The organism is Neisseria lactamica (genome assembly GCF_901482445.1).
In the GTDB taxonomy this organism is placed as follows: domain Bacteria; phylum Pseudomonadota; class Gammaproteobacteria; order Burkholderiales; family Neisseriaceae; genus Neisseria; species Neisseria lactamica.
The window spans coordinates 1,446,109-1,465,530 of sequence record NZ_LR590477.1 but is presented as its reverse complement, the minus strand read 5'-3'; the positions used below and the strand labels follow the sequence as shown (position 1 = coordinate 1,465,530).

Annotated in this window: 18 protein-coding genes, 1 tRNA gene and 1 riboswitch; of the genes, 13 read left to right on the top strand and 6 right to left on the bottom strand. The window is 52.3% G+C overall.

Translation table 11 applies throughout. From position 1 onward, the window contains the following. The first annotated feature begins 76 nt into the window (after positions 1-76). The 6 genes from FGL10_RS07770 (at position 77) to FGL10_RS07745 (ending at position 6,291) form a co-directional block, all read left to right on the top strand. Positions 77-826 (top strand): Nif3-like dinuclear metal center hexameric protein, encoded by a 750-nt coding sequence (locus tag FGL10_RS07770; RefSeq protein WP_036469657.1) that lies wholly within the window; start codon positions 77-79, stop codon positions 824-826. Between the two features lie 121 nt (positions 827-947). After that, on the top strand, positions 948-1,529 hold the full coding sequence (petA, locus tag FGL10_RS07765; protein ID WP_003708902.1) for a ubiquinol-cytochrome c reductase iron-sulfur subunit: 582 nt from the start codon (positions 948-950) through the stop codon (positions 1,527-1,529). A gap of 18 nt (positions 1,530-1,547) precedes the next feature. Continuing rightward, the gene (locus tag FGL10_RS07760) at positions 1,548-2,897 is read left to right on the top strand and encodes a cytochrome b (protein WP_003708903.1); all 1,350 of its coding nucleotides are present in this window, start codon (positions 1,548-1,550) and stop codon (positions 2,895-2,897) included. 14 nt (positions 2,898-2,911) lie between these two features. Beyond that, complete coding sequence (locus tag FGL10_RS07755) at positions 2,912-3,697, top strand: cytochrome c1 (protein WP_003712920.1); 786 nt, start codon at positions 2,912-2,914, stop codon at positions 3,695-3,697. After that, positions 3,679-4,041, top strand: a complete 363-nt coding sequence (locus tag FGL10_RS12100; protein WP_147278193.1) for a hypothetical protein — start codon at positions 3,679-3,681, stop codon at positions 4,039-4,041. Before FGL10_RS07755 ends, FGL10_RS12100 begins: the two co-directional genes overlap by 19 nt. 459 nt (positions 4,042-4,500) lie before the next feature. Continuing rightward, positions 4,501-6,291, top strand: coding sequence for a DNA recombination protein RmuC (locus tag FGL10_RS07745; RefSeq protein ID WP_036475204.1), 1,791 nt, complete (start codon positions 4,501-4,503; stop codon positions 6,289-6,291). Between the two features lie 67 nt (positions 6,292-6,358). On the opposite strand, the gene FGL10_RS07740 is transcribed toward FGL10_RS07745, so the two are convergent. Continuing rightward, a complete protein-coding gene (locus FGL10_RS07740) occupies positions 6,359-6,991 on the bottom strand; it encodes an MBL fold metallo-hydrolase (RefSeq protein WP_003708910.1) in 633 nt (210 codons plus the stop codon). A gap of 89 nt (positions 6,992-7,080) precedes the next feature. On the opposite strand from FGL10_RS07740, the gene FGL10_RS07735 reads away from it, so the two are divergent. From FGL10_RS07735 to ptsP, 5 genes are all read left to right on the top strand, one after another. Then, positions 7,081-7,905, top strand: a complete 825-nt coding sequence (locus FGL10_RS07735) for a DNA ligase (protein ID WP_003708911.1) — start codon at positions 7,081-7,083, stop codon at positions 7,903-7,905. Positions 7,906-7,973: 68 nt separating this feature from the next. Further along, entirely contained in the window at positions 7,974-8,537 is a 564-nt protein-coding gene (locus tag FGL10_RS07730; RefSeq protein ID WP_003708912.1) for a hypoxanthine-guanine phosphoribosyltransferase, read from the top strand. A gap of 81 nt (positions 8,538-8,618) precedes the next feature. Continuing rightward, complete coding sequence (locus tag FGL10_RS07725) at positions 8,619-9,056, top strand: PTS sugar transporter subunit IIA (protein ID WP_003708914.1); 438 nt, start codon at positions 8,619-8,621, stop codon at positions 9,054-9,056. A 68-nt stretch (positions 9,057-9,124) separates the two neighbouring features. Next, positions 9,125-9,394, top strand: coding sequence for an HPr family phosphocarrier protein (locus FGL10_RS07720; protein WP_003708916.1), 270 nt, complete (start codon positions 9,125-9,127; stop codon positions 9,392-9,394). After that, positions 9,394-11,169, top strand: a complete 1,776-nt coding sequence (ptsP, locus tag FGL10_RS07715; RefSeq protein WP_003708917.1) for a phosphoenolpyruvate--protein phosphotransferase — start codon at positions 9,394-9,396, stop codon at positions 11,167-11,169. The genes FGL10_RS07720 and ptsP overlap by 1 nt, the downstream gene beginning before the upstream one ends. A gap of 443 nt (positions 11,170-11,612) precedes the next feature. Here ptsP and FGL10_RS07705 read toward each other — a convergent pair whose 3' ends face one another. From FGL10_RS07705 to FGL10_RS07690, 3 genes are all read right to left on the bottom strand, one after another. After that, entirely contained in the window at positions 11,613-12,551 is a 939-nt protein-coding gene (locus FGL10_RS07705) for an ABC transporter ATP-binding protein (protein ID WP_003708921.1), read from the bottom strand. A gap of 8 nt (positions 12,552-12,559) precedes the next feature. Further along, entirely contained in the window at positions 12,560-13,435 is an 876-nt protein-coding gene (locus FGL10_RS07700; RefSeq protein ID WP_003708923.1) for an NUDIX hydrolase, read from the bottom strand. Between the two features lie 181 nt (positions 13,436-13,616). After that, positions 13,617-13,693 (bottom strand) — tRNA-Met (locus tag FGL10_RS07690). Between the two features lie 149 nt (positions 13,694-13,842). After that, positions 13,843-13,942, top strand: a riboswitch (TPP riboswitch). 90 nt (positions 13,943-14,032) lie between these two features. On the opposite strand from FGL10_RS07690, the gene thiC reads away from it, so the two are divergent. Continuing rightward, positions 14,033-15,934, top strand: coding sequence for a phosphomethylpyrimidine synthase ThiC (gene thiC / locus FGL10_RS07685; RefSeq protein ID WP_036475325.1), 1,902 nt, complete (start codon positions 14,033-14,035; stop codon positions 15,932-15,934). A gap of 265 nt (positions 15,935-16,199) precedes the next feature. Here thiC and FGL10_RS07680 read toward each other — a convergent pair whose 3' ends face one another. Further along, positions 16,200-16,544 carry a hypothetical protein gene (locus FGL10_RS07680; protein ID WP_003708931.1) on the bottom strand — a complete coding sequence of 115 codons (345 nt, stop codon included), beginning with the start codon at positions 16,542-16,544 and terminating at the stop codon, positions 16,200-16,202. A gap of 469 nt (positions 16,545-17,013) precedes the next feature. On the opposite strand from FGL10_RS07680, the gene FGL10_RS07665 reads away from it, so the two are divergent. Continuing rightward, positions 17,014-17,970 carry an IS110 family RNA-guided transposase gene (locus FGL10_RS07665; RefSeq protein ID WP_003711642.1) on the top strand — a complete coding sequence of 319 codons (957 nt, stop codon included), beginning with the start codon at positions 17,014-17,016 and terminating at the stop codon, positions 17,968-17,970. A gap of 209 nt (positions 17,971-18,179) precedes the next feature. On the opposite strand, the gene FGL10_RS07660 is transcribed toward FGL10_RS07665, so the two are convergent. After that, positions 18,180-19,142 (bottom strand): IS110 family transposase, encoded by a 963-nt coding sequence (locus FGL10_RS07660; RefSeq protein ID WP_003711255.1) that lies wholly within the window; start codon positions 19,140-19,142, stop codon positions 18,180-18,182. Positions 19,143-19,422 lie beyond the last annotated feature (280 nt).

Sequence of the window (19,422 nt, the reverse complement as noted above, 5' to 3'; positions counted from 1 at the left end):
CGCAAATCGGGAAAATGTGAATTTCGGATATTTTGCGGTTAGAATGCCGGCTTGTTTGGAAAGGATAGGAAAACAAATGGTATCGCGTAAGGATTTTTCAGACTGGTGCGCCGGGACGCTTCAGACGGCATTGTTCAAAGATTATGCCCCCAACGGTTTGCAGGTTGAGGGGAAAGCATATATCGGCAAGATTGCCACATCGGTTACGGCGAGCAAGGCGGCGATTGATTTTGCTGTGGAGCAGAAGGCAGATTTGCTTCTGGTCCATCACGGTATGTTCTGGAAAAGCGAGCCGCCGACCGTTACCGGTTGGAAAAAAGAACGGATTGCCGCATTGTTGGACAATGACATCAATATGGCGGCTTATCATCTGCCCTTGGATGCACACCCCGAGTTGGGCAATAACGCCCAACTTGCCGAAAAACTCGGTTTTACAGTCGAAAGGCGTTTTGGCGAACAAAACCTGCTCAACTCGGGCAGCCTGAAACAAGTCAGGACACTCGGCGCATTGGCGGCGCATATTGAAGCGGTTTTGCAGCGGAAGCCTGCCGTTGTCGGCGACTTGAACCGTGAAATCAGAAAGGTCGCGTGGTGCAGCGGCGGCGCGCAGGGATTTTTTCAGACGGCAATAGACGAAGGTGTCGATTTATATCTGACGGGGGAAATTTCCGAAGCCCAATACCACCTCGCCAATGAAACGGGCACGGCTTTTATTTCGGCAGGCCATCACGCGACGGAACGTTACGGCGTACGCGCGCTGGGGGAAGCGGCAGCGGCGGCATTCGGGTTGGAGGTGTGCCATTTTGACGAAAACAACCCGGCTTGAGTATTGAGAAATATCATAAAACTTTACCTTATTTTAAATAATGCTTTGAGTATCACTGCAAACCGGGTAAAATTGCAATGTTTAATGGCTCGGTATTCCCAAAATATTAGGACGACTAATAATGGATAATCAAGAAATCAATAACGGCCGCCGCCGTTTTCTGACACTTGCGACCTGCGGCGCGGGCGGAGTGGCGGCATTGGGCGTGGCAACGCCGTTTGTGGCCAGTTTTTTCCCCTCGGAAAAAGCCAAGGCCGCAGGTGCCGCCGTCGAAGTGGATGTCAGTAAAATCGAAGCGGGTCAGCTGCTGACTGCCGAGTGGCAGGGCAAACCGATTTGGGTGCTCAACCGTACGGATCAACAGCTTAAAGACCTGAAAAGCCTGAACGGCGAACTTACCGATCCCAATTCCGATGCGGAACAGCAGCCGGAGTATGCGAAAAACGAGACCCGTTCGATTAAGCCGAACATTCTTGTCGCCATCGGTATCTGCACCCATTTGGGTTGTTCGCCCACCTTCCGTCCCGACATTGCGCCCGCCGATTTGGGTTCGGCTTGGAAAGGCGGTTTCTTCTGCCCCTGCCACGGTTCGAAATTCGACCTGGCCGGCCGCGTATATAAAGGTGTTCCTGCCCCGACCAACCTGGTTGTCCCGCCATATAAATACTTGAGCGACACAACTATCTTGGTGGGCGAAGACTAAGAATAAGGAACGATAATTATGGCAAACCAAACCAATAGCAAAGCAAAAGCATTGTTAGGCTGGATGGACGCTCGCTTCCCCCTGTCTAAAATGTGGAATGAGCATTTGGCGCAATACTATGCGCCGAAAAACTTTAATTTTTGGTACTACTTCGGCTCTTTGGCTCTGCTTGTCCTCGTGATTCAAATCGTCAGCGGCATTTTCCTGACCATGAACTACAAACCCGACGGCAACCTGAACGCCTACCATCTGCCTGCCGCCTTTACCGCAGTAGAATACATTATGCGCGACGTGTCCGGCGGTTGGATTATCCGCTATATGCACTCCACCGGCGCATCGTTCTTCTTCATCGTCGTTTATCTGCATATGTTCCGCGGCCTGATTTACGGTTCGTACAAAAAACCGCGCGAATTGGTGTGGATTTTCGGTTCTCTGATTTTCTTGGCATTGATGGCGGAAGCCTTTATGGGCTACCTGCTGCCTTGGGGTCAGATGTCCTTTTGGGGCGCGCAGGTAATTATTAACCTGTTCTCCGCCATCCCGGTTATCGGTCCTGATTTGTCCACTTGGATTCGCGGCGACTTCAATGTTTCCGACGTTACCCTGAACCGCTTTTTCGCCCTGCACGTTATCGCCGTACCTTTGGTATTGCTCGGCTTGGTCGTGGCGCACATCATCGCCCTGCACGAAGTGGGTTCCAACAACCCCGACGGCGTGGAAATCAAGAAAAACAAAGACGAAAACGGCATCCCGCGCGACGGTATCCCGTTCCATCCTTACTACACCGTTAAAGACATCTTGGGTGTCGTCGTATTCCTGATTGTCTTCTGTGCCGTGTTGTTCTTCGCACCGGAAGGCGGCGGCTACTTCCTCGAAGCGCCGAACTTCGATGCGGCGAATGCGCTGAAAACCCCTCCGCACATTGCGCCGGTATGGTACTTCACTCCGTTCTACGCCATTTTGCGTGCGATTCCCTCGTTCTTGGGAACACAGGTTTGGGGCGTAATCGGTATGGGCGCGGCGGTCGTATTGATTGCCCTGCTGCCTTGGCTGGACAGGGGCGAGGTGAAATCCGTCCGTTACCGCGGTCCGATTTTCAAAACCGCGCTGGTCTTGTTCATCATTGCCTTTATCGGTTTGGGTATTTTGGGTGCGATGGTGGCAACCGATACGCGTACTTTGGTCGCGCGCATCCTGTCCTTCGTCTATTTCGCATTCTTCCTGGGTATGCCGTTCTACACCAAACTGGATAAAAACAAACCGGTTCCCGAGCGTGTAACTATGAGTACCGCCAAACAGAAAATTATGTTTTTTGTTTACGTAGGCATTACGGCGGTTTGTGCATATCTGTTTGCAACCAATATCTGATGAGGGCAGCGAAAATGAAACAAACTCTGAAAAACCGGTTTGCTGCCTTGCTGTTGGCAGTGCCTATGAGTGCCGCATTCGCCAGCGGCGGCGGACACTATGAAAAAGTCGATATCGACCTGCGCGACCAAGTAAGTTTGCAGCGCGGCGCACAAATCTTTACCAACTACTGCCTATCCTGCCACTCGGCAAGCGGTATGCGTTTCAACCGTTTGAAAGACATCGGTTTGACTGACGAAGAAATCAAGAAAAACCTGATGTTTACCACCGATAATGTCGGTGATGTCATGCATTCGGCGATGAACCCGAAAGATGCGGCAAAATGGTTTGGTGCTGCTCCGCCCGATTTGACGCTGATTGCCCGTTCCAGAGGCGCGGACTACCTTTACGCCTATATGCGCGGCTTCTATAAAGATCCGACCCGTCCGAGCGGCTGGAACAATACCGTATTCGATAAAGTCGGTATGCCCCACCCGTTGTGGGAACAGCAAGGTGTTCAGGCGGTCGAGTTGGATGCCAAAGGCCAGCCCGTTATGGTGAAAGACGAACACGGCGAGATGAAGCCCAAGCTGTATTGGGAATCTACCGGTCTGCACAGCCGCCGCCTGCCGAACGGCAAAGTCATCCAAAAAGAGTATGACGCATATGTACGCGATTTGGTCAATTACCTCGTGTATATGGGCGAACCTGCACAACTGCAACGCAAACGTATAGGCTATGTCGTGATGATTTTCTTATTGGCGGTTATGCTGCCTTTGGCGTATTTCCTGAAAAAAGAATATTGGAAAGACGTACACTAAACAGCCGGAACAAAAGGCAAATCCTTTGTGGTTTGCCTTTTCTGTCGTGTTTGTTGTTTGATTGGCTTGAATGCCGTCTGAATAGGCCTGCGGCGCTTCAGACGGCATTGTTGCGTGAAAAAGTGGGTGGTATTGGTGGCAAGCTGATTTTGAGATGTGGAAATTTATCGCAAATTAAAATAGAAAATGCTTATATCGTCATTCCTGCGAAAGTGGGAATCAGGAAATTTAATGTTATGAGTATTTATCAGAAAAGGCTGAAATCGAACGGCCCGGATTCCCGCCTGCGCGGGAATGACGAGATTTTGGGTTTCTGTTTTGGGTTCGGATTTTTGTGGGAATGACGAGATTTCAGGTTTCGGGCATTTGTCGGGAAAACAGAAAACCCTCCGCCGCCATTTTCACAAAAGCGGGAAACCGGAAACATCAGGCTAAGGCGTTATCCGAAATGGCTGAATCAAAAAACCGGATTTCTGCCTGCGTTGGGTTGGCGGAATGAAAGTTTCAGAATTTATTTGGACTAACCGGAACTAAAAAACCGGATTGCCATCTTTGTGGGAATGACGATTCAAAAAATCCCCGAAACTCAAAAAACTGAAACTCAAAAACTGAAACTCAAAAACTGAAACTCAAAAACTGAAACTCAAAAACTGAAACTTAAAAAAACGAAACCCCAAAAAACCGGATTTTTGTCTAAACGAAACGAACGAGATTTGGATTTTGGAATTTTCCGGGTATGTGGGTAGAATCATTCGGGTGCTTGCTTGTTTGATGTGGCAATGTGTGAATATTGGAGGCGTTTGATGGGATTGATGGCGTTTGTGTTGCCTTTGGCAACTTTGTTGCCGGGTGTGTTGATAACGTGGTTGATGATGAAAAATCAGCTTCAGGGCAAAATTTCCGGTTTGAACGCGCAATTGGCGGAAAAGGCGGCAAGATGTGATTTTGTCGAACAGGCGCACGGCAAAACCGTGTCGGAATTGGCGGTATTGGACGAGAAATACCGGCATTTGCAGGACGAAAATTATGCTTTGGGCAACCGTTTTTCCGCAGCCGAAAAGCAGATTGCCCATTTGCAGGAAAAAGAGGCGGAATCGGTTCGGCTGAAGCAGTCGTATATCGATTTGCAGGAAAAGGCACAGGGTTTGGCGGTTGAAAACGAACGTTTGGCAACGCAGCTCGGGCAGGAACGGAAGGCGTTTGCCGACCAATATGCCTTGGAACGCCAAATCCGCCAAAGAATCGAAACCGATTTGGAAGAAAGCCGCCAAACTGTCCGCGACGTGCAAAACGATCTTTCCGATGTGGGCAACCGTTTTGCCGCAGCTGAAAAACAGATTGCCCATTTGCAGGAAAAAGAGGCGGAAGCGGAAAACTTGAGACAGTCGTATCTTAAATTGCAGGAAAAGGCGCAGGGTTTGGCGGTTGAAAACGAACGTTTAAACACGCAAATCGAACAGGAACGCCTTGCTTCTGAAGAGAAGCTGTCCTTGCTGGGCGAGGCGCGCAAGAGCTTGAGCGATCAGTTTCAAAATCTTGCCAATACGATTTTGGAAGAAAAAAGCCGCCGTTTTACCGAGCAGAACCGGGAGCAGCTCCATCAGGTTTTAAACCCGTTAAATGAACGCATCCACGGTTTCGGCGAGTTGGTCAGGCAAACCTATGATAAAGAATCGCGCGAGCGGCTGACTTTGGAAAACGAATTGAAACGGCTTCAGGGGTTGAACGCGCAGCTGCACAGCGAGGCAAAGGCCCTGACCAACGCGCTGACCGGTACGCAGAATAAGGTTCAGGGAAATTGGGGCGAGATGATTCTGGAAACGGTTTTGGAAAATTCCGGCCTTCAGAAAGGGCGCGAATATGTGGTGCAGGCGGCGGCTGTCCGAAAAGAGGAAGACGGCGGCACACGCCGCCTTCAGCCCGACGTTTTGGTCAACCTGCCCGACAACAAGCAGATTGTGATTGATTCCAAGGTTTCGCTGACGGCTTATGTGCGCTATACGCAGGCGGCGGATGCGGATACGGCGGCGCGCGAACTGGCGGCACACGTTGCCAGCATACGCGCGCATATGAAAGGCTTGTCGCTGAAGGATTACACCGATTTGGAAGGTGTGAACACTTTGGATTTCGTCTTTATGTTTATCCCCGTCGAACCGGCCTACCTGTTGGCGTTGCAGAATGACGCGGGCTTGTTCCAAGAGTGTTTCGACAAACGGATTATGCTGGTCGGCCCCAGTACGCTGCTGGCGACTTTGCGGACGGTGGCGAATATTTGGCGCAACGAACAACAAAATCAGAACGCACTGGCGATTGCGGACGAAGGCGGCAAGCTGTATGACAAGTTTGTCGGCTTTGTACAGACGCTCGAAAGCGTCGGCAAAGGCATCGATCAGGCGCAAAACAGCTTTCAGACGGCATTCAAGCAACTTGCCGAAGGGCGCGGGAATCTGGTCGGCCGCGCCGAGAAGCTGCGTCTGTTGGGGGTAAAGGCAAACAAGCAGCTTGCACGAGATTTGACCGAGCGTGCCAACGAACAGACGGCATTTGCTTTGGGCAAACCTTCGGAACAGGAAGCGGCTGACGAAGCCGAATAGGAAAGGCGGATGCGTTTCAGACGGCATCAGTGAAGATGATGCCGTCTGAAGACCGTAGGGAAGGCGGTTAGAAAAACGGATTGTGCCGTTTTTCGTGTCCGATGGAAGTCATACGCCCGTGTCCGGCGACAACTTGCACGGTTTCGGGGAGGGCGAATAATTTGTTGCGGATATTATTGATTAAGTCGGCGTGGTTGCCGCGCGGAAAATCGGTTCTGCCTATGGTTTCGTAAAACAGCACGTCGCCCGCAATCAGCAATTCCGCCTCGGCGCAATAAAAGACGATATGTCCCGGCGTATGACCCGGAATATGCAGCACTTGAAAGGCATAGCGTCCGACCGTGAGCGTTTCGCCTTCTTCGAGCCAACGGGTCGGCGCAAAGGCGGGCGAGGCGGGGAATCCGTATTGCGCGGTGGTTTGCGGCAGCGATTGGAGCAGGAATTCATCTTCGCGGTGTGGGCCGAGGACGGGGACTTTATGCGTTTTCAACATTTCGACCACGCCGCCCGCGTGATCGAGATGGCCGTGCGTCAGCCAGATTGCCGTGAGCGTAAGTTTGCGGTTTGCCAACGCTTGCAGCAGGAACGGCACGTCGCCGCCGACATCGGTCAGGACGGCTTCGCCGCTTTCGTCGTCCCAAATCAGGGTGCAGTTTTGGCGGAAGGGGGTAACGGGGAGGATTTCGTAACGTAGGGTCATGGCGTGTTCCTAAACGGTTTTTCAGACGGCATCGGGTTTACCGTTTGTTTTATGGCGGTTTGCCGCCTGTTCGGATAGTGGGGAATCAGATGATTAAGAAGATAATCAAGGGCATCATACCGATTTTTACGGCGGTTTTCATCCCGGTATCGGCAGGCGCGGCGGATTTGATGCTGGCGCAGGAATACAAAGGGCAGGACATTGCCGGCTGGGCGATGAGCGAGAAACTCGACGGCGTGCGCGCCTATTGGGACGGAAAGCACCTGATAAGCCGTCAGGGTTATGCGTTTGCGCCGCCCAAAGGTTTTACCGCGCAGTTTCCGCCTTATCCTTTGGACGGCGAATTGTATAGCGGACGCGGTCAGTTCGAGCAGATTTCCGCTACCGTGCGTTCTGCTTCTTCAGACTGGCGCGGTATCCGCCTGCACGTTTTCGACGTACCCAAGGCGCAGGGCAATCTCTACCAACGTTTGGCAGTCGCAACGCAGTGGCTGAAAACGCATCCGAACGCGCCGATTACCATCATCCCGCAAATCAAAGTGCGCGACCGGCAGCACGCGATGGACTTTTTAAAACAAATCGAAGCGCAGGGCGGCGAAGGTGTGATGTTGCGCCATCCTGAATCCCGTTACAGCGGCGGCAGGAGCAGCCAATTATTGAAGCTGAAAAGCCAATACGACGACGAATGCACGGTAACGCGGCACTATGAGGGCAAAGGGCGAAACGCCGGACGGCTGGGCGCGGTCGGCTGCAAAAACCGGCACGGCGAATTCCGCATCGGCAGCGGTTTCAAAGACAAAGACCGCGACAATCCGCCAAAAATCGGCACGCTGATTACCTACCGCTACCGTGGTTTTACGCGGAAAGGCACGCCGAAATTCGCCACGTTTGTGCGCGTGCGTACCGACCGCTGAGCAGGACGGTTCAGACGGCAGCCGATACTTTGGTTTATAATTTTCCCTTTACCGACCGATTCCGATATATGACTGATTTAGAAACCAAACGCCTTGAAACACAGGCGATGCTTGAAAACGCCGAGCTTTTGTTCGACCAAGGGCAATGCCGCGCCGCGCTGCAAAAAGTGGCGGACGAGATTACGCGCGATTTGGGGGATAAATATCCGTTGCTGCTGCCCGTGATGGGCGGGGCGGTGGTGTTTACGGGGCAGTTGCTGCCGCTGTTGCGCTTTCCCTTAGATTTTGATTATGTTCACGTTTCCCGTTACGGCGACAAGCTGGAGGGCGGCGCGTTCAACTGGAAGCGTATGCCCGATGCGGAACAAATCCGGGGCAGGCACGTCGTTGTGTTGGACGATATTTTGGACGAAGGGCATACGATGTCCGCCATTCAAGCCAAACTTTTGGAAATGGGTGCGGCAAGTTGCCGTTCGGCGGTGTTCGCCAATAAATTAATCGACAAAGAAAAACCGGTCAAAGCCGATTATGTCGGACTGGATGTGCCGAACCGTTATGTGTTCGGTTACGGTATGGACGCGGCGGGCTGCTGGCGCAATTTGGGCGAGATTTACGCATTGGGCGGAAAATAAGGATGCAAATGCCGTCTGAAGGCCTTTCAGACGGCATTGCGCCCATACGCCGGCAGGACAACGGGGAACAGGACGCATAATATGATAGGGCTTTTAATCATCACACACGAAACCATAGGCGAAGCCTACCGCAAGCTGGCGCATCATTTTTTTCCGGGCGGGCTGCCTGAAAACGTCCGCATACTCGGCGTGCAGCCGACGGAAGACCAAGACGACATCATCAACAACGCCATTGCCGCGCTGCAAGAATTTCCTGAAAACCACGGCGTATTGATTATGACCGACATCTTCGGCGCAACCCCCTGCAATGCCGCCCGCCGCCTCGTGCGCGAAAACAAATCGGCGATTTTGACCGGGCTGAACGCGCCGATGATGATTAAGGCCGTCCAACATTCGCCGGCGGCGGAAGACCTTGCCGCCTTTACCGAATGCGTTAGAGAGGCGGCGGTAAAGGGCATTTTCGCCATCACGTCCGCGCCCGAAGATTTGGTGTGCCGGCGCAGCGGCGATGCCGTCTGAAGAAGCGGCAGGGCAGGAAAATATTTTAAACGGCATCTGCTGCCGATATACATAAAACGGGAATCGAAATGCTCAAACAATCCATCGAAATCATCAACAAACTCGGACTTCACGCCCGCGCGTCCAGCAAGTTCACCCAAACCGCGTCCCAATTCAAAAGCGAAGTCTGGGTTACGAAAAACGGCAGCCGCGTCAACGGTAAAAGCATTATGGGGCTGATGATGCTCGCCGCCGCCAAAGGTACGGTCATCGAACTGGAAACCGACGGCGCGGACGAGGCGGAAGCGATGCGCACCCTGACCGACTTAATCAACGACTGTTTCGGCGAGGGCGAATAATGAGTATCGTGCTGCACGGCGTGGCGGCGGGCAAAGGCATTGCCGTCGGTTGCGCCCACCTGATTGCGCGCGGTACGGAGGAAGTGCCGCAGTATGATGTTGCGGAGGCGGACACCGATGCCGAAGCCGAACGTTTCGATGCCGCCGTCAAAGCCACGCGCAAAGAGTTGGAACAGCTCCGCAGCGCGATTCCCGAAAACGCCCCAACCGAGTTGGGCGCGTTTATCTCGCTGCACCTGATGCTGTTGACCGATGTAACCTTGTCGCGCGAACCCGTCGATATTTTAAGGGAACAAAAAATCAACGCCGAGTGGGCATTGAAGCAGCAGAGCGACAAACTCGCCGCCCAATTCGACAATATGGACGATGCCTATTTGCGCGAACGCAAACAGGATATGCTGCAAGTCGTCCGCCGCATCCACAACAACCTGATCGGGCAGGGCAACGAGTTGGAAGTTGCCGACAACCTGTTTGACGAAACCGTGCTGATTGCAAACGACCTTTCGCCCGCCGACACGGTTTTGTTTAAAGAGCAGCGCATAGCCGCCTTCGTTACCGATGCCGGCGGTCCCACCGGGCATACGGCGATTTTGGGCAGGAGTTTGGACATCCCGTCCGTCGTCGGGCTGCACAACGCGCGCAAACTGATTACCGAGGGCGAAACCGTCATCGTGGACGGCATCAACGGTATCCTGATTATCGCGCCCGATGAAACCGTCTTGGACGAATACCGCCGCCGCGCCCGCGAATACCGCAGCCACAAACGCGAGTTGAACAAGCTCAAAAAAACCGCCGCCGCCACCGCCGACGGGGTCTGCATCGAGCTTCTGGGAAATATAGAATCCGCCGAAGACGTGAAACCGCTGCACAATCTCGGTGCAGACGGCATCGGGCTGTTCCGCAGCGAGTTCCTTTACCTGAACCGCGATACGATGCCGTCTGAAGACGAGCAGTACGAAGTGTACAGCGCGATTGTCAAAAAAATGAAAGGCAAAAGCGTGACCATCCGCACCGTTGATTTGGGCGTGGATAAAAACCCGCGCTGGTTCGGGCAAAACAGCACGCCCAACGGCAGCCTCAACCCCGCGCTGGGGATGACCGGCATCCGGTTGTGCCTTGCCGAGCCGGTGATGTTCCGCACGCAGATGCGCGCCATCCTCCGCGCCGCCGCCCACGGCCCCGTGCGGATGATGTGGCCGATGATTACCTCCGTATCCGAGGTGCGCCAGTGCCTGATCCATTTGGACACCGCCCGCCGCCAGCTTGCCGAACGCGGCGATGCCTTCGGCGATGTCGGTGTCGGCTGTATGATTGAAATCCCGTCTGCCGCGCTGACCGTCGGCAGTATTTTGAAACCGGTTGATTTTATTTCCGTCGGCACCAACGACCTGATTCAATATATCTTGTCCGTCGACCGCAGCGACGACAGCATCGGACACCTCTACCGCCCCGGCCATCCCGCCGTATTGAAAATGCTGCAACACATCATCCGCACCGCCAACCGTATGGAAAAAGACGTGTCCGTGTGCGGCGAAATGGCGGGCGACACGGCGTTTACCCGCGTTTTATTGGGTATGGGGCTGCGCCGTTTTTCGATGAATCCCAACAACATCCTGCCTGTCAAAAACATCATCCTGAACAGTAATATCGCACAGCTCGAAAACGAGATTGCCAAAATCGTCCGCTGCGAGGACGAGGAAAAGGCGGAAAAGCTGATCAAACAGATGAACAGCGTGCCGGCAGGGGAGGAGGCCGAAGCCAAAGGGCGGAAATAAATACGGCAGGTGAAAAATAGAAATACTTAACAATGCCCGCAATCTGAAATTTTGCCATTCCTGCAAAATAGAAAACCAAAACAGAAACCCAAAATCCCGTCATTCCCTCAAAAACAGAAAACCAAAATCAGAAACCTAAAATCCGTCATTCCCGCGCAGGCGGGAATCTAGGTCTGTCGGTGCGGAAACTTGTCGGGTAAAACGGTTTCTTTAGATTTTACGTTCTAGATTCCCGCTTTCTCGGGAATGACGATGAAAAAATTTTTGTTGTTTCGGATAAATTTTTGCCGCGTTGGGTTCTAGATTCCCGCTTTCGCGGGAATGACGGCAGAGCGGTTTCTGTTGTTTCGGATAAGTTTTGCAGCCCTGATAAAAAATATGGCTGCTTTGGTAAAAAAATGCCGTCTGAAAGGTTTTCAGACGGCATTTGTTTTTAAGAAGCATCAGCGGAAGCGGACGATTTCCCGGTCTTCGATATGGATGCGTACCGTACCGTTGCCCGAGACCTCTCCGGCGTGCCGCATATCGAGGTTCAGCCACAGGATGCCGTGTTCCGGATGGAGGACGGACAGGCTGAACGATTCGGGCAAACAGGTACGGGATAATACGCGGCACTCCATGCCGTCTTGGTCGAAACGCACCGCATGTTGCGGAATATGGCGGTCATCGTCGGTGTTGGGCAGCCCCATCAGACGGGCGGCCTGCACGCAGGACGGTGTTTTGACCAATGTTTCGGGCGTGCCGTATTGTAGAATCCTCCCTTCATGCATCACGGCGATTTCGTCCGCCGCCGTGCAGGCCTCTTCGGGCGAATGCGTTACCAAAACGGCAGGGATGCCGCCGTTTCGGATACGTTCGGCAGTCATACGGCGCAGCCGGTCGCGCAAATGCGTGTCCAAACTGGAAAACGATTCGTCCAGCAACAGCAGGGAAGGGCGGACAACCAAAGCGCGCGCCAACGCCAGCCGTTGCTTCTCGCCTCCGGAAAGTTTTTCAGGCTTGCGGTGCGCTTCGTTTTCCAGCCCGACTTCGGCAAGTGCCGACAAGGCGAGGCTTTCGGCTTCGGCTTTCGGCATTTTTTGCATTTTCAAACCGAATGCCGCATTTTCCAGCGCACTCATATGGGGAAACAGCGCGTAATCTTGAAACATCAGAGAAATACGGCGTTTTTCGGGCGGCATACGGGTAATGTTTTCCCCGTTCAGCCATATTTCCCCGCCATCGGGACGGACAATCCCCGCAATCATATTCAGCAGGGTGGATTTTCCGCAGCCAGACTGTCCCAAAACGGCAAGTATTTTGCCGTGCCCGACAGTCAGGCAGATGTCATCGGCGACGGTTTTATTGCCGAAGCGTTTGCAGACTTTGTTCAATTTGAGCATACCGGTTCCTAAGTCCTGATACCGCGAAGCCAGCCCGACAGAGGGTGGTTCGGGGCGATTAATCCGTAACGGTCGAATGCGTCCAGCGTAACCAGTTGGGCATCGTGCATCATGCGTCCGGACAACATAGCATCCGACAGGCCGCCAATGTCCATCTTTTCAAAACCCGCCACTTCGCCATCCTGATTTTCAGGCCGGAAGGTTTCGGGCAGGACGGCATCGAATACATACAGGATTTCATTGTGTACACCCCGGCTGACGGGGCGCAGGCTGTGCAGCCGCGATACCGGGCGGATAAACGGAAACAGCGTTTTATCCAAACCGGCTTCTTCGCTGCTTTCGCGGCACACGGCTTCAGACGGCATTTCGCCGCCGGAAACACCGCCGGCGGCAGTATTGTCGAGCTTGCCGGGATCGACTGCTTTGTGCGGACTGCGCCTGCCTATCCAGAAATGCCATCGGCCGTCCGATTCGGTCAGACCGTTGAGATGGACGGCGCGGCTGAGCAGTCCGAACGGACGGAAAGCGGCGCGTTCGAGCGCGAACAAGGGATTGCCGCCGCCGTCGGTCAGGTCGAAACACTCGTCGCGCCAGCCGTGAAGCAGTCCCGCTTCTTTCCATATTCGGGCGAGGTGCTGCAAGCGTCTGCCCATATCCGGCCAGCCGTCCGCATTCAGAAAAATGCCGTCTGAAGACTCCGAGCAGCCTGCCTCCCAGTCTTTCTGAACGCGCTCCGCCCATTCTGGCGACAGGTTTCCCAAAGGCAGGCCGTTCAGATACAGCGTTTTCCAGCAACTTTCCGCACCGTAACTTGCCTTTGCCCACTCGAATAGGGCATCAAGGTCGTGTTTGCTGACGGATTCGGTAAAACGGACGGTCGGCATAGTCGGCTTTCTTGAACATAATGCGGAAGATTGTAATCAAACCGCCTGAATTTGCAACCGCAAACAGACGGCGGGCTGCCGTTCCGATATTGCGGCAGGAAGGAAAATCCGGCAAAAAACGGAGGCGGCAGGAAACAGGCAAAACAAAACCCCTCGGCATTGAACCGAGGGGTTTGATATTTGGTTGCGGGAGCAGGATTCGAACCTACGACCTTCGGGTTATGAGCCCGACGAGCTACCATGCTGCTCCATCCCGCGTCAGAAAGTGAAACTATACAGAAGGCAGTATACGGTGTCAAGCATTCTTTCCGCGAAAAATCATGAAATCTTGTCCGAGGCCGGTTTATGTTTGATTTGAAATATTATTTTCTTTACAAAAGTTCATGTTCGTGATTTAATTTTGGTTAACATTGAAACAGGGGTGCTGCCTGATGTTCAGGCGGCTGAGAAATACCCTTTACACCCGATCGGGATAATACCTGCGTGGGGAGTTTTCACGGATTCTGCCTTTCAGACGGCATCGGTTTTCAAATGCCGTCTGAAAACGCGAAACGCTCCTGTTTCTTTATTCTAAACGAGAAAACAGGAGCATTTTTTATGACTACGCCAAAAAAAACCGCCAAAACTTCCGGCAACGAAGCGCGCGAACTTGCCGACTTGAGCGAAGACATCGGCATCCGTTTCAAATATCCGAACTCGGAACGCGTGTATCTGCAAGGCAGCCGCGACGACATCCGCGTGCCTTTGCGCGAAATCCGTCAGGACGACACCTACACGGCGCAAGGTACGGAAGCCAATCCGCCGATTCCCGTCTACGACACCAGCGGCGTGTACGGCGACCCGGCGGCACACATCGACCTGAAACAAGGCTTACCGCACATCCGCACGGCGTGGCTGGACGAACGCGGCGATACCGAAATCCTGCCCAAGCTCTCCAGCGAATACGGCATCGAACGCGCACACGATCCGAAAACCGCCCATCTGCGTTTCAACCAAATCACCCGCCCGCGCCGCGCCAAAGCCGGCCGCAACGTAACCCAGCTCCACTACGCGCGCCAAGGCATTATCACGCCGGAAATGGAATTTGTCGCCATACGCGAACGTTTAAAATTAGACGAATTGTCCCAAAAACCGGAATACGCCAAACTTTTGGAACAACACGCAGGGCAAAGTTTCGGCGCGAACATCCCGACCCGTCCCGACCAAATCACGCCCGAATTCGTGCGCCGGGAAATCGCCGCCGGACGCGCGATCATCCCCGCCAACATCAACCATCCCGAACTCGAACCGATGATTATCGGCCGCAACTTCCGCGTCAAAATCAACGGCAACTTGGGCAACTCCGCCGTAACCTCCAGCCTGACCGAAGAAGTCGAAAAAATGGTGTGGTCGCTGCGTTGGGGCGCGGACACGATTATGGACTTATCCACAGGCGCGCACATCCACGAAACGCGCGAATGGATTATCCGCAACGCGCCCGTTCCCATCGGCACAGTGCCGATTTACCAAGCTTTGGAAAAAACCGGCGGTATTGCCGAAGATTTGACTTGGGATTTGTTCCGCGACACCTTAATCGAACAGGCGGAACAAGGCGTGGACTATTTCACCATACACGCGGGCGTGTTGCTGCGGTATGTGCCGATGACCGCCAACCGCCTCACCGGCATTGTATCGCGCGGCGGTTCGATTATGGCGAAATGGTGTCTCGCCCACCACAAAGAAAACTTCCTCTACACGCATTTCGACGAAATCTGCGAAATTATGAAGGTGTATGACGTATCGTTCAGCTTGGGCGACGGCCTGCGCCCCGGCTGCATTGCCGATGCCAACGACGAGTCCCAATTCGCCGAACTGCATACCTTGGGCGAATTGACCGCCAAAGCGTGGGAACACGACGTACAAGTGATGATCGAAGGCCCCGGCCATGTGCCGCTGCAACGCGTCAAAGAAAATATGACCGAAGAGCTGCAACACTGCTTTGAAGCGCCGTTTTACACCCTCGGCCCGCTCGTTACCGACATCGCCCCCGGCTACGACCACATCACCTCGGGCATAGGCGCGGCCAACATCGGCTGGTACGGCACGGCGATGCTTTGTTACGTTACCCCCAAAGAACATTTGGGGCTGCCCGACAAAGAAGACGTGCGTACCGGCATCATCACCTACAAACTCGCCGCCCACGCCGCCGACCTCGCCAAAGGCTGGCCGGGCGCGCAATTACGCGACAACGCCCTGAGCAAGGCGCGTTTCGAATTCCGCTGGCGCGACCAATTCCGCTTAAGCCTCGACCCCGAACGCGCCGAGAGCTTCCACGACGAAACCCTGCCCGCCGAAGGCGCGAAAATCGCCCACTTCTGCTCGATGTGCGGCCCCAAATTCTGCTCGATGAAAATCACGCAGGAAGTGCGCGACTACGCCGACAAGCAAAAAGCCCAACGGCAGGGTATGGAAGAAAAAGCGGTCGAGTTCGTCAAAAAAGGCGCGAAGATTTACAGCTAAAACGTCAAGCAAAAAATGCCGTCTGAAGCCCGGATGTCGGGTTTCAGACGGCATTTTTGTTTTCAAACGGGGTACGGTTCTGAGCCGGTGTGCGGACGGAAGCCTATTTTGCAGGAGTCGATCCGCTTACGGACGATTCGCTGCCGGAGGCAGGCTTTTGCACTCTTTTGTCGGTAAATACGCAGACACCGCCGGCATTGTTGTAGGTAATGTTCCTGAATGTTATTGCAGTAAATGCCAAAAAAGTTGCTCACGCTACTGCCTATTAGCTACAAAGCGATTGCAAGTTTATTTGGATACGTGGTTTTATTCTTATGCTAAAACTACTAACATCGTTATTTTGTTTTAATTCAACATAAAGATATTCACTTATCTCATCATTTTTTATTTTCATTTCAATAATTTGCTCTAAATAATATGAGCAAATCATTCCAATGGATGAAAAAACTTTTATGGATACATACGGCAAAGCATATCCAAAGGCAATTTCAAAATTATTGATACCGTCATTTAATTTGAAAATAACACAACTTTCATCTTCGCTAATTACTGGTTCTTTTTCAAAAAACCACATTAACTCATCTGCGTTAAGTAACATATTTTTATACATTATTGTCCACCTTTGGGAATTACTGTATTAAATACCCTTGTTCCGTTTGGTAATACTTGATATGTGGTTTCAAATTTTACAAAATTTCCACTTGGACTTGCAAACAACGATTCTCGAACTTCAAAATTACCGTATTGTGTAGAAAAAGGCTGTAGGGTGGGCTTCAGCCCACCGATTCCGCTGAAGCCCACCCTTGTATATTGGAATCACCGTATCATAGCAACAAACCGCCCGGCCGCCACCCGCGCCCACCCAAGGCACACAACCGTTGCGCAGCTCAGGGAGCGGCAGGGCAACCCATCGACACAACCGGACAGTTGCCGGACAACACAACCGAATGCAAGGCAGGTTGATGATGAGTACCCGATACCATTACGCAGGCATAGTGAATTAACAAAAACCAGTACAGCGTTGGCTCGCCTTGCCGTACTATTTGTACTGTCTGCGGCTCGCCGCCTTGTCCTGATTTTTGTTAATTCACTATATCGACATCGCCAAACGAAACTTCGTCATCGCCGTTTCGTCTTTGTCTAAAACCAAAACCGAAACCAACAACCCAAAAGGTATCGCCCATACTGTCGAATACCTTAAAAAGCACAACGTCGCCCTCGTCGTGACGGAAAGCACCGGCGGTCTCGAAATCCCCGCCGCCAAAGCCATCCGCCGGGCAGGCATAGCCGTGATTATCGCCAACCCGCGTCAGACGCATCAGTTTGCCCAGTCGCAGCCGCTGACCAAAACCGATGCCAAAGATGCCAAAATGCCCGCCTTCTTCGCGCAGATGATGATGCAGAAAGAAGGTTGGCAAACCATGCCCTACCAACCGCCCACCGAAGCGGAAGAAGTGTTGGAAGCCTTGGTCAACCGCCGCAACCAACCGGTGGATATGCGGACTGCCGAGAAAAACCGTCTGCATCAGGTTCACGAAACGCAAGTCGGAAGCGTCAAACAACTGATTGCCCATTTTGACCGGCTGATTGGCGAATCGGACAAACAAATCGACGACCACACCCACACGCATTTTGACGGCAAAGCCCAAGTGGCAGAGCAAATCAAAGGCATCGGTTCGATAACGACGGCTACGCTGATGGCGATGCTGCCTGAGTTGGGGCGGCTGAGCCACAAACGGATAGCGGGTTTGATCGGCATTGCCCCGCACCCGAGGGAGAGCGGGGAAACCAAATTCAAAAGCCGCTGCTTCGGCGGAAGGTCTGCGGTGCGTAAGGCGCTGTATATGGCTGCCGTGGCAGCGGCACGTTTTGAACCGCTTATTCGGGATTTCTACCAACGCCTGCTGTCCGAGGGTAAGCCGTATAAGGTTGCCGTTACGGCATGTATGCGCAAACTGCTGACGATATTGAATGCCCGGATACGTGATTATTTTGCCGAAAACGATACCGCCGAAAACGATATCCGGACGGCTTGATTTGAGTTTTGGTATTTTTGCCCGACGGGGTGAAAAATACAGTTGCTACGGCTCGCTGTTTTTTATGAAAATGACGAGATACTACTTTAATTGACAACAGCATCTTTACAATTCATTTTCAACTCATTGAATTTCAATATTTAAAAATTCACTGAATTTCAGACACGGCAAAGCAGGCATTTAAAAAATGCCTTTTTTCCTTTCAGGATTTACGCCGATTTGTAACGCGATGGATCGTAATCTTCGCCTTTCTTGTGTACGTGATACGCAAGAACGGCGAGTTTACGCATCAATGCGGCGATGATGACTTTTTTAGGCTTGTTCTTGGCTTCCAGTCTTTTGATGAAATCGGGAAATGCCCTTATGCGGTATGCAACCATGGCGGGCATAAACAAGACGGCGCGTAATTTCCTGTTGCCAAACTTAGTCAGTTTGCCTTTTCCTCTTACGCTTGTCCCGGATTCTTTTTGTTGCGGACTCAATCCGGCAAATGCAGCAAACTTGTTTGATGTTTCAAACGCCAAAGATGTCAGATATTGAAACAATACGGCTGCGGTCATTCTTCCAATTCCCGGTATGGTTTCAAGACGCCTCACGCCTTGCTTGCATTTCGGCTTCTCCGTCTGCTCTTTTATCTTCGCCTTTAAAAATTCAATCTGTTCATTCATGGCTTTGATGATTTCTGCATATGCTTTGGCCGCTTCTTCATCTTTTGCCACCTGATAACGGTTTTTCATTGCCGCGCATTCGCTTTTTATTTGCGTATATGCTGAGGTCATCCGTGAAAGCCTGTATTGCTCGTCTGTCGGCTTTTGCCTTTTTACAAGCTCGCTTTCCTGCGCCGACCGGCAATACTCCGCTATCAGTTTTGCATCCTGTTTGTCTGTTTTGGTGCGTTTGAATCTGCTTTCTGCATACTTGCTTATTTTCAGCGGGTTCACTACGTAAACGCTGTAATATTCCGCGAAGTAGTCGGCAACGTCTTCATAATAGTTGCCTGTTGCCTCCATGCATATATGCAAATTCTCGCATCCCAAGCTTTTCAACCAGTCCGAAAACTGATTTAAACCTTTTGAATTGTTGTCAAACTTTGCCGAATATTCGGCATTGCCGACCATGGCGAATGCGTCAAATGTCAGCTTTGATATATCCAATCCTACGGCATTACGCATGGGATTACCCTTATCTATTCAGAATCTATGTTCTTTGATACTACTCAATTTCACAAACAAGAAAACCGCCCGCCTATTCTCGTCATCAAACTTTAAGTTTGTGGTTTATTCAGGCTGGACGGTTTCGGCAAAGGGTAGCTATTCCTTTGCCGTTTCTGATTTTATTAGGGTTACTGGTTTTGGTAAAGATTTCTGTTGCGACCCGAATGTCTGATTTTTTTAGGCGTATCTCACTCCGGTATCACTCCGTTAGTGGGTTTCCGGTATTGAAAAACAGTTC

What these genes read in the sequence shown, in the direction of transcription:
- FGL10_RS07770 (WP_036469657.1), top strand. Translation starts at nt 77, where the DNA reads ATGGTATCGCGTAAGGATTTTTCAGACTGGTGCGCCGGGACGCTTCAG.
- petA (WP_003708902.1), top strand. Translation starts at nt 948, where the DNA reads ATGGATAATCAAGAAATCAATAACGGCCGCCGCCGTTTTCTGACACTT.
- FGL10_RS07760 (WP_003708903.1), top strand. Translation starts at nt 1,548, where the DNA reads ATGGCAAACCAAACCAATAGCAAAGCAAAAGCATTGTTAGGCTGGATG.
- FGL10_RS07755 (WP_003712920.1), top strand. Translation starts at nt 2,912, where the DNA reads ATGAAACAAACTCTGAAAAACCGGTTTGCTGCCTTGCTGTTGGCAGTG.
- FGL10_RS07745 (WP_036475204.1), top strand. Translation starts at nt 4,501, where the DNA reads ATGGGATTGATGGCGTTTGTGTTGCCTTTGGCAACTTTGTTGCCGGGT.
- FGL10_RS07740 (WP_003708910.1), bottom strand. Translation starts at nt 6,991, where the DNA reads ATGACCCTACGTTACGAAATCCTCCCCGTTACCCCCTTCCGCCAAAAC.
- FGL10_RS07735 (WP_003708911.1), top strand. Translation starts at nt 7,081, where the DNA reads ATGATTAAGAAGATAATCAAGGGCATCATACCGATTTTTACGGCGGTT.
- FGL10_RS07730 (WP_003708912.1), top strand. Translation starts at nt 7,974, where the DNA reads ATGACTGATTTAGAAACCAAACGCCTTGAAACACAGGCGATGCTTGAA.
- FGL10_RS07725 (WP_003708914.1), top strand. Translation starts at nt 8,619, where the DNA reads ATGATAGGGCTTTTAATCATCACACACGAAACCATAGGCGAAGCCTAC.
- FGL10_RS07720 (WP_003708916.1), top strand. Translation starts at nt 9,125, where the DNA reads ATGCTCAAACAATCCATCGAAATCATCAACAAACTCGGACTTCACGCC.
- ptsP (WP_003708917.1), top strand. Translation starts at nt 9,394, where the DNA reads ATGAGTATCGTGCTGCACGGCGTGGCGGCGGGCAAAGGCATTGCCGTC.
- FGL10_RS07705 (WP_003708921.1), bottom strand. Translation starts at nt 12,551, where the DNA reads ATGCTCAAATTGAACAAAGTCTGCAAACGCTTCGGCAATAAAACCGTC.
- FGL10_RS07700 (WP_003708923.1), bottom strand. Translation starts at nt 13,435, where the DNA reads ATGCCGACCGTCCGTTTTACCGAATCCGTCAGCAAACACGACCTTGAT.
- thiC (WP_036475325.1), top strand. Translation starts at nt 14,033, where the DNA reads ATGACTACGCCAAAAAAAACCGCCAAAACTTCCGGCAACGAAGCGCGC.
- FGL10_RS07680 (WP_003708931.1), bottom strand. Translation starts at nt 16,544, where the DNA reads ATGTATAAAAATATGTTACTTAACGCAGATGAGTTAATGTGGTTTTTT.
- FGL10_RS07660 (WP_003711255.1), bottom strand. Translation starts at nt 19,142, where the DNA reads ATGCGTAATGCCGTAGGATTGGATATATCAAAGCTGACATTTGACGCA.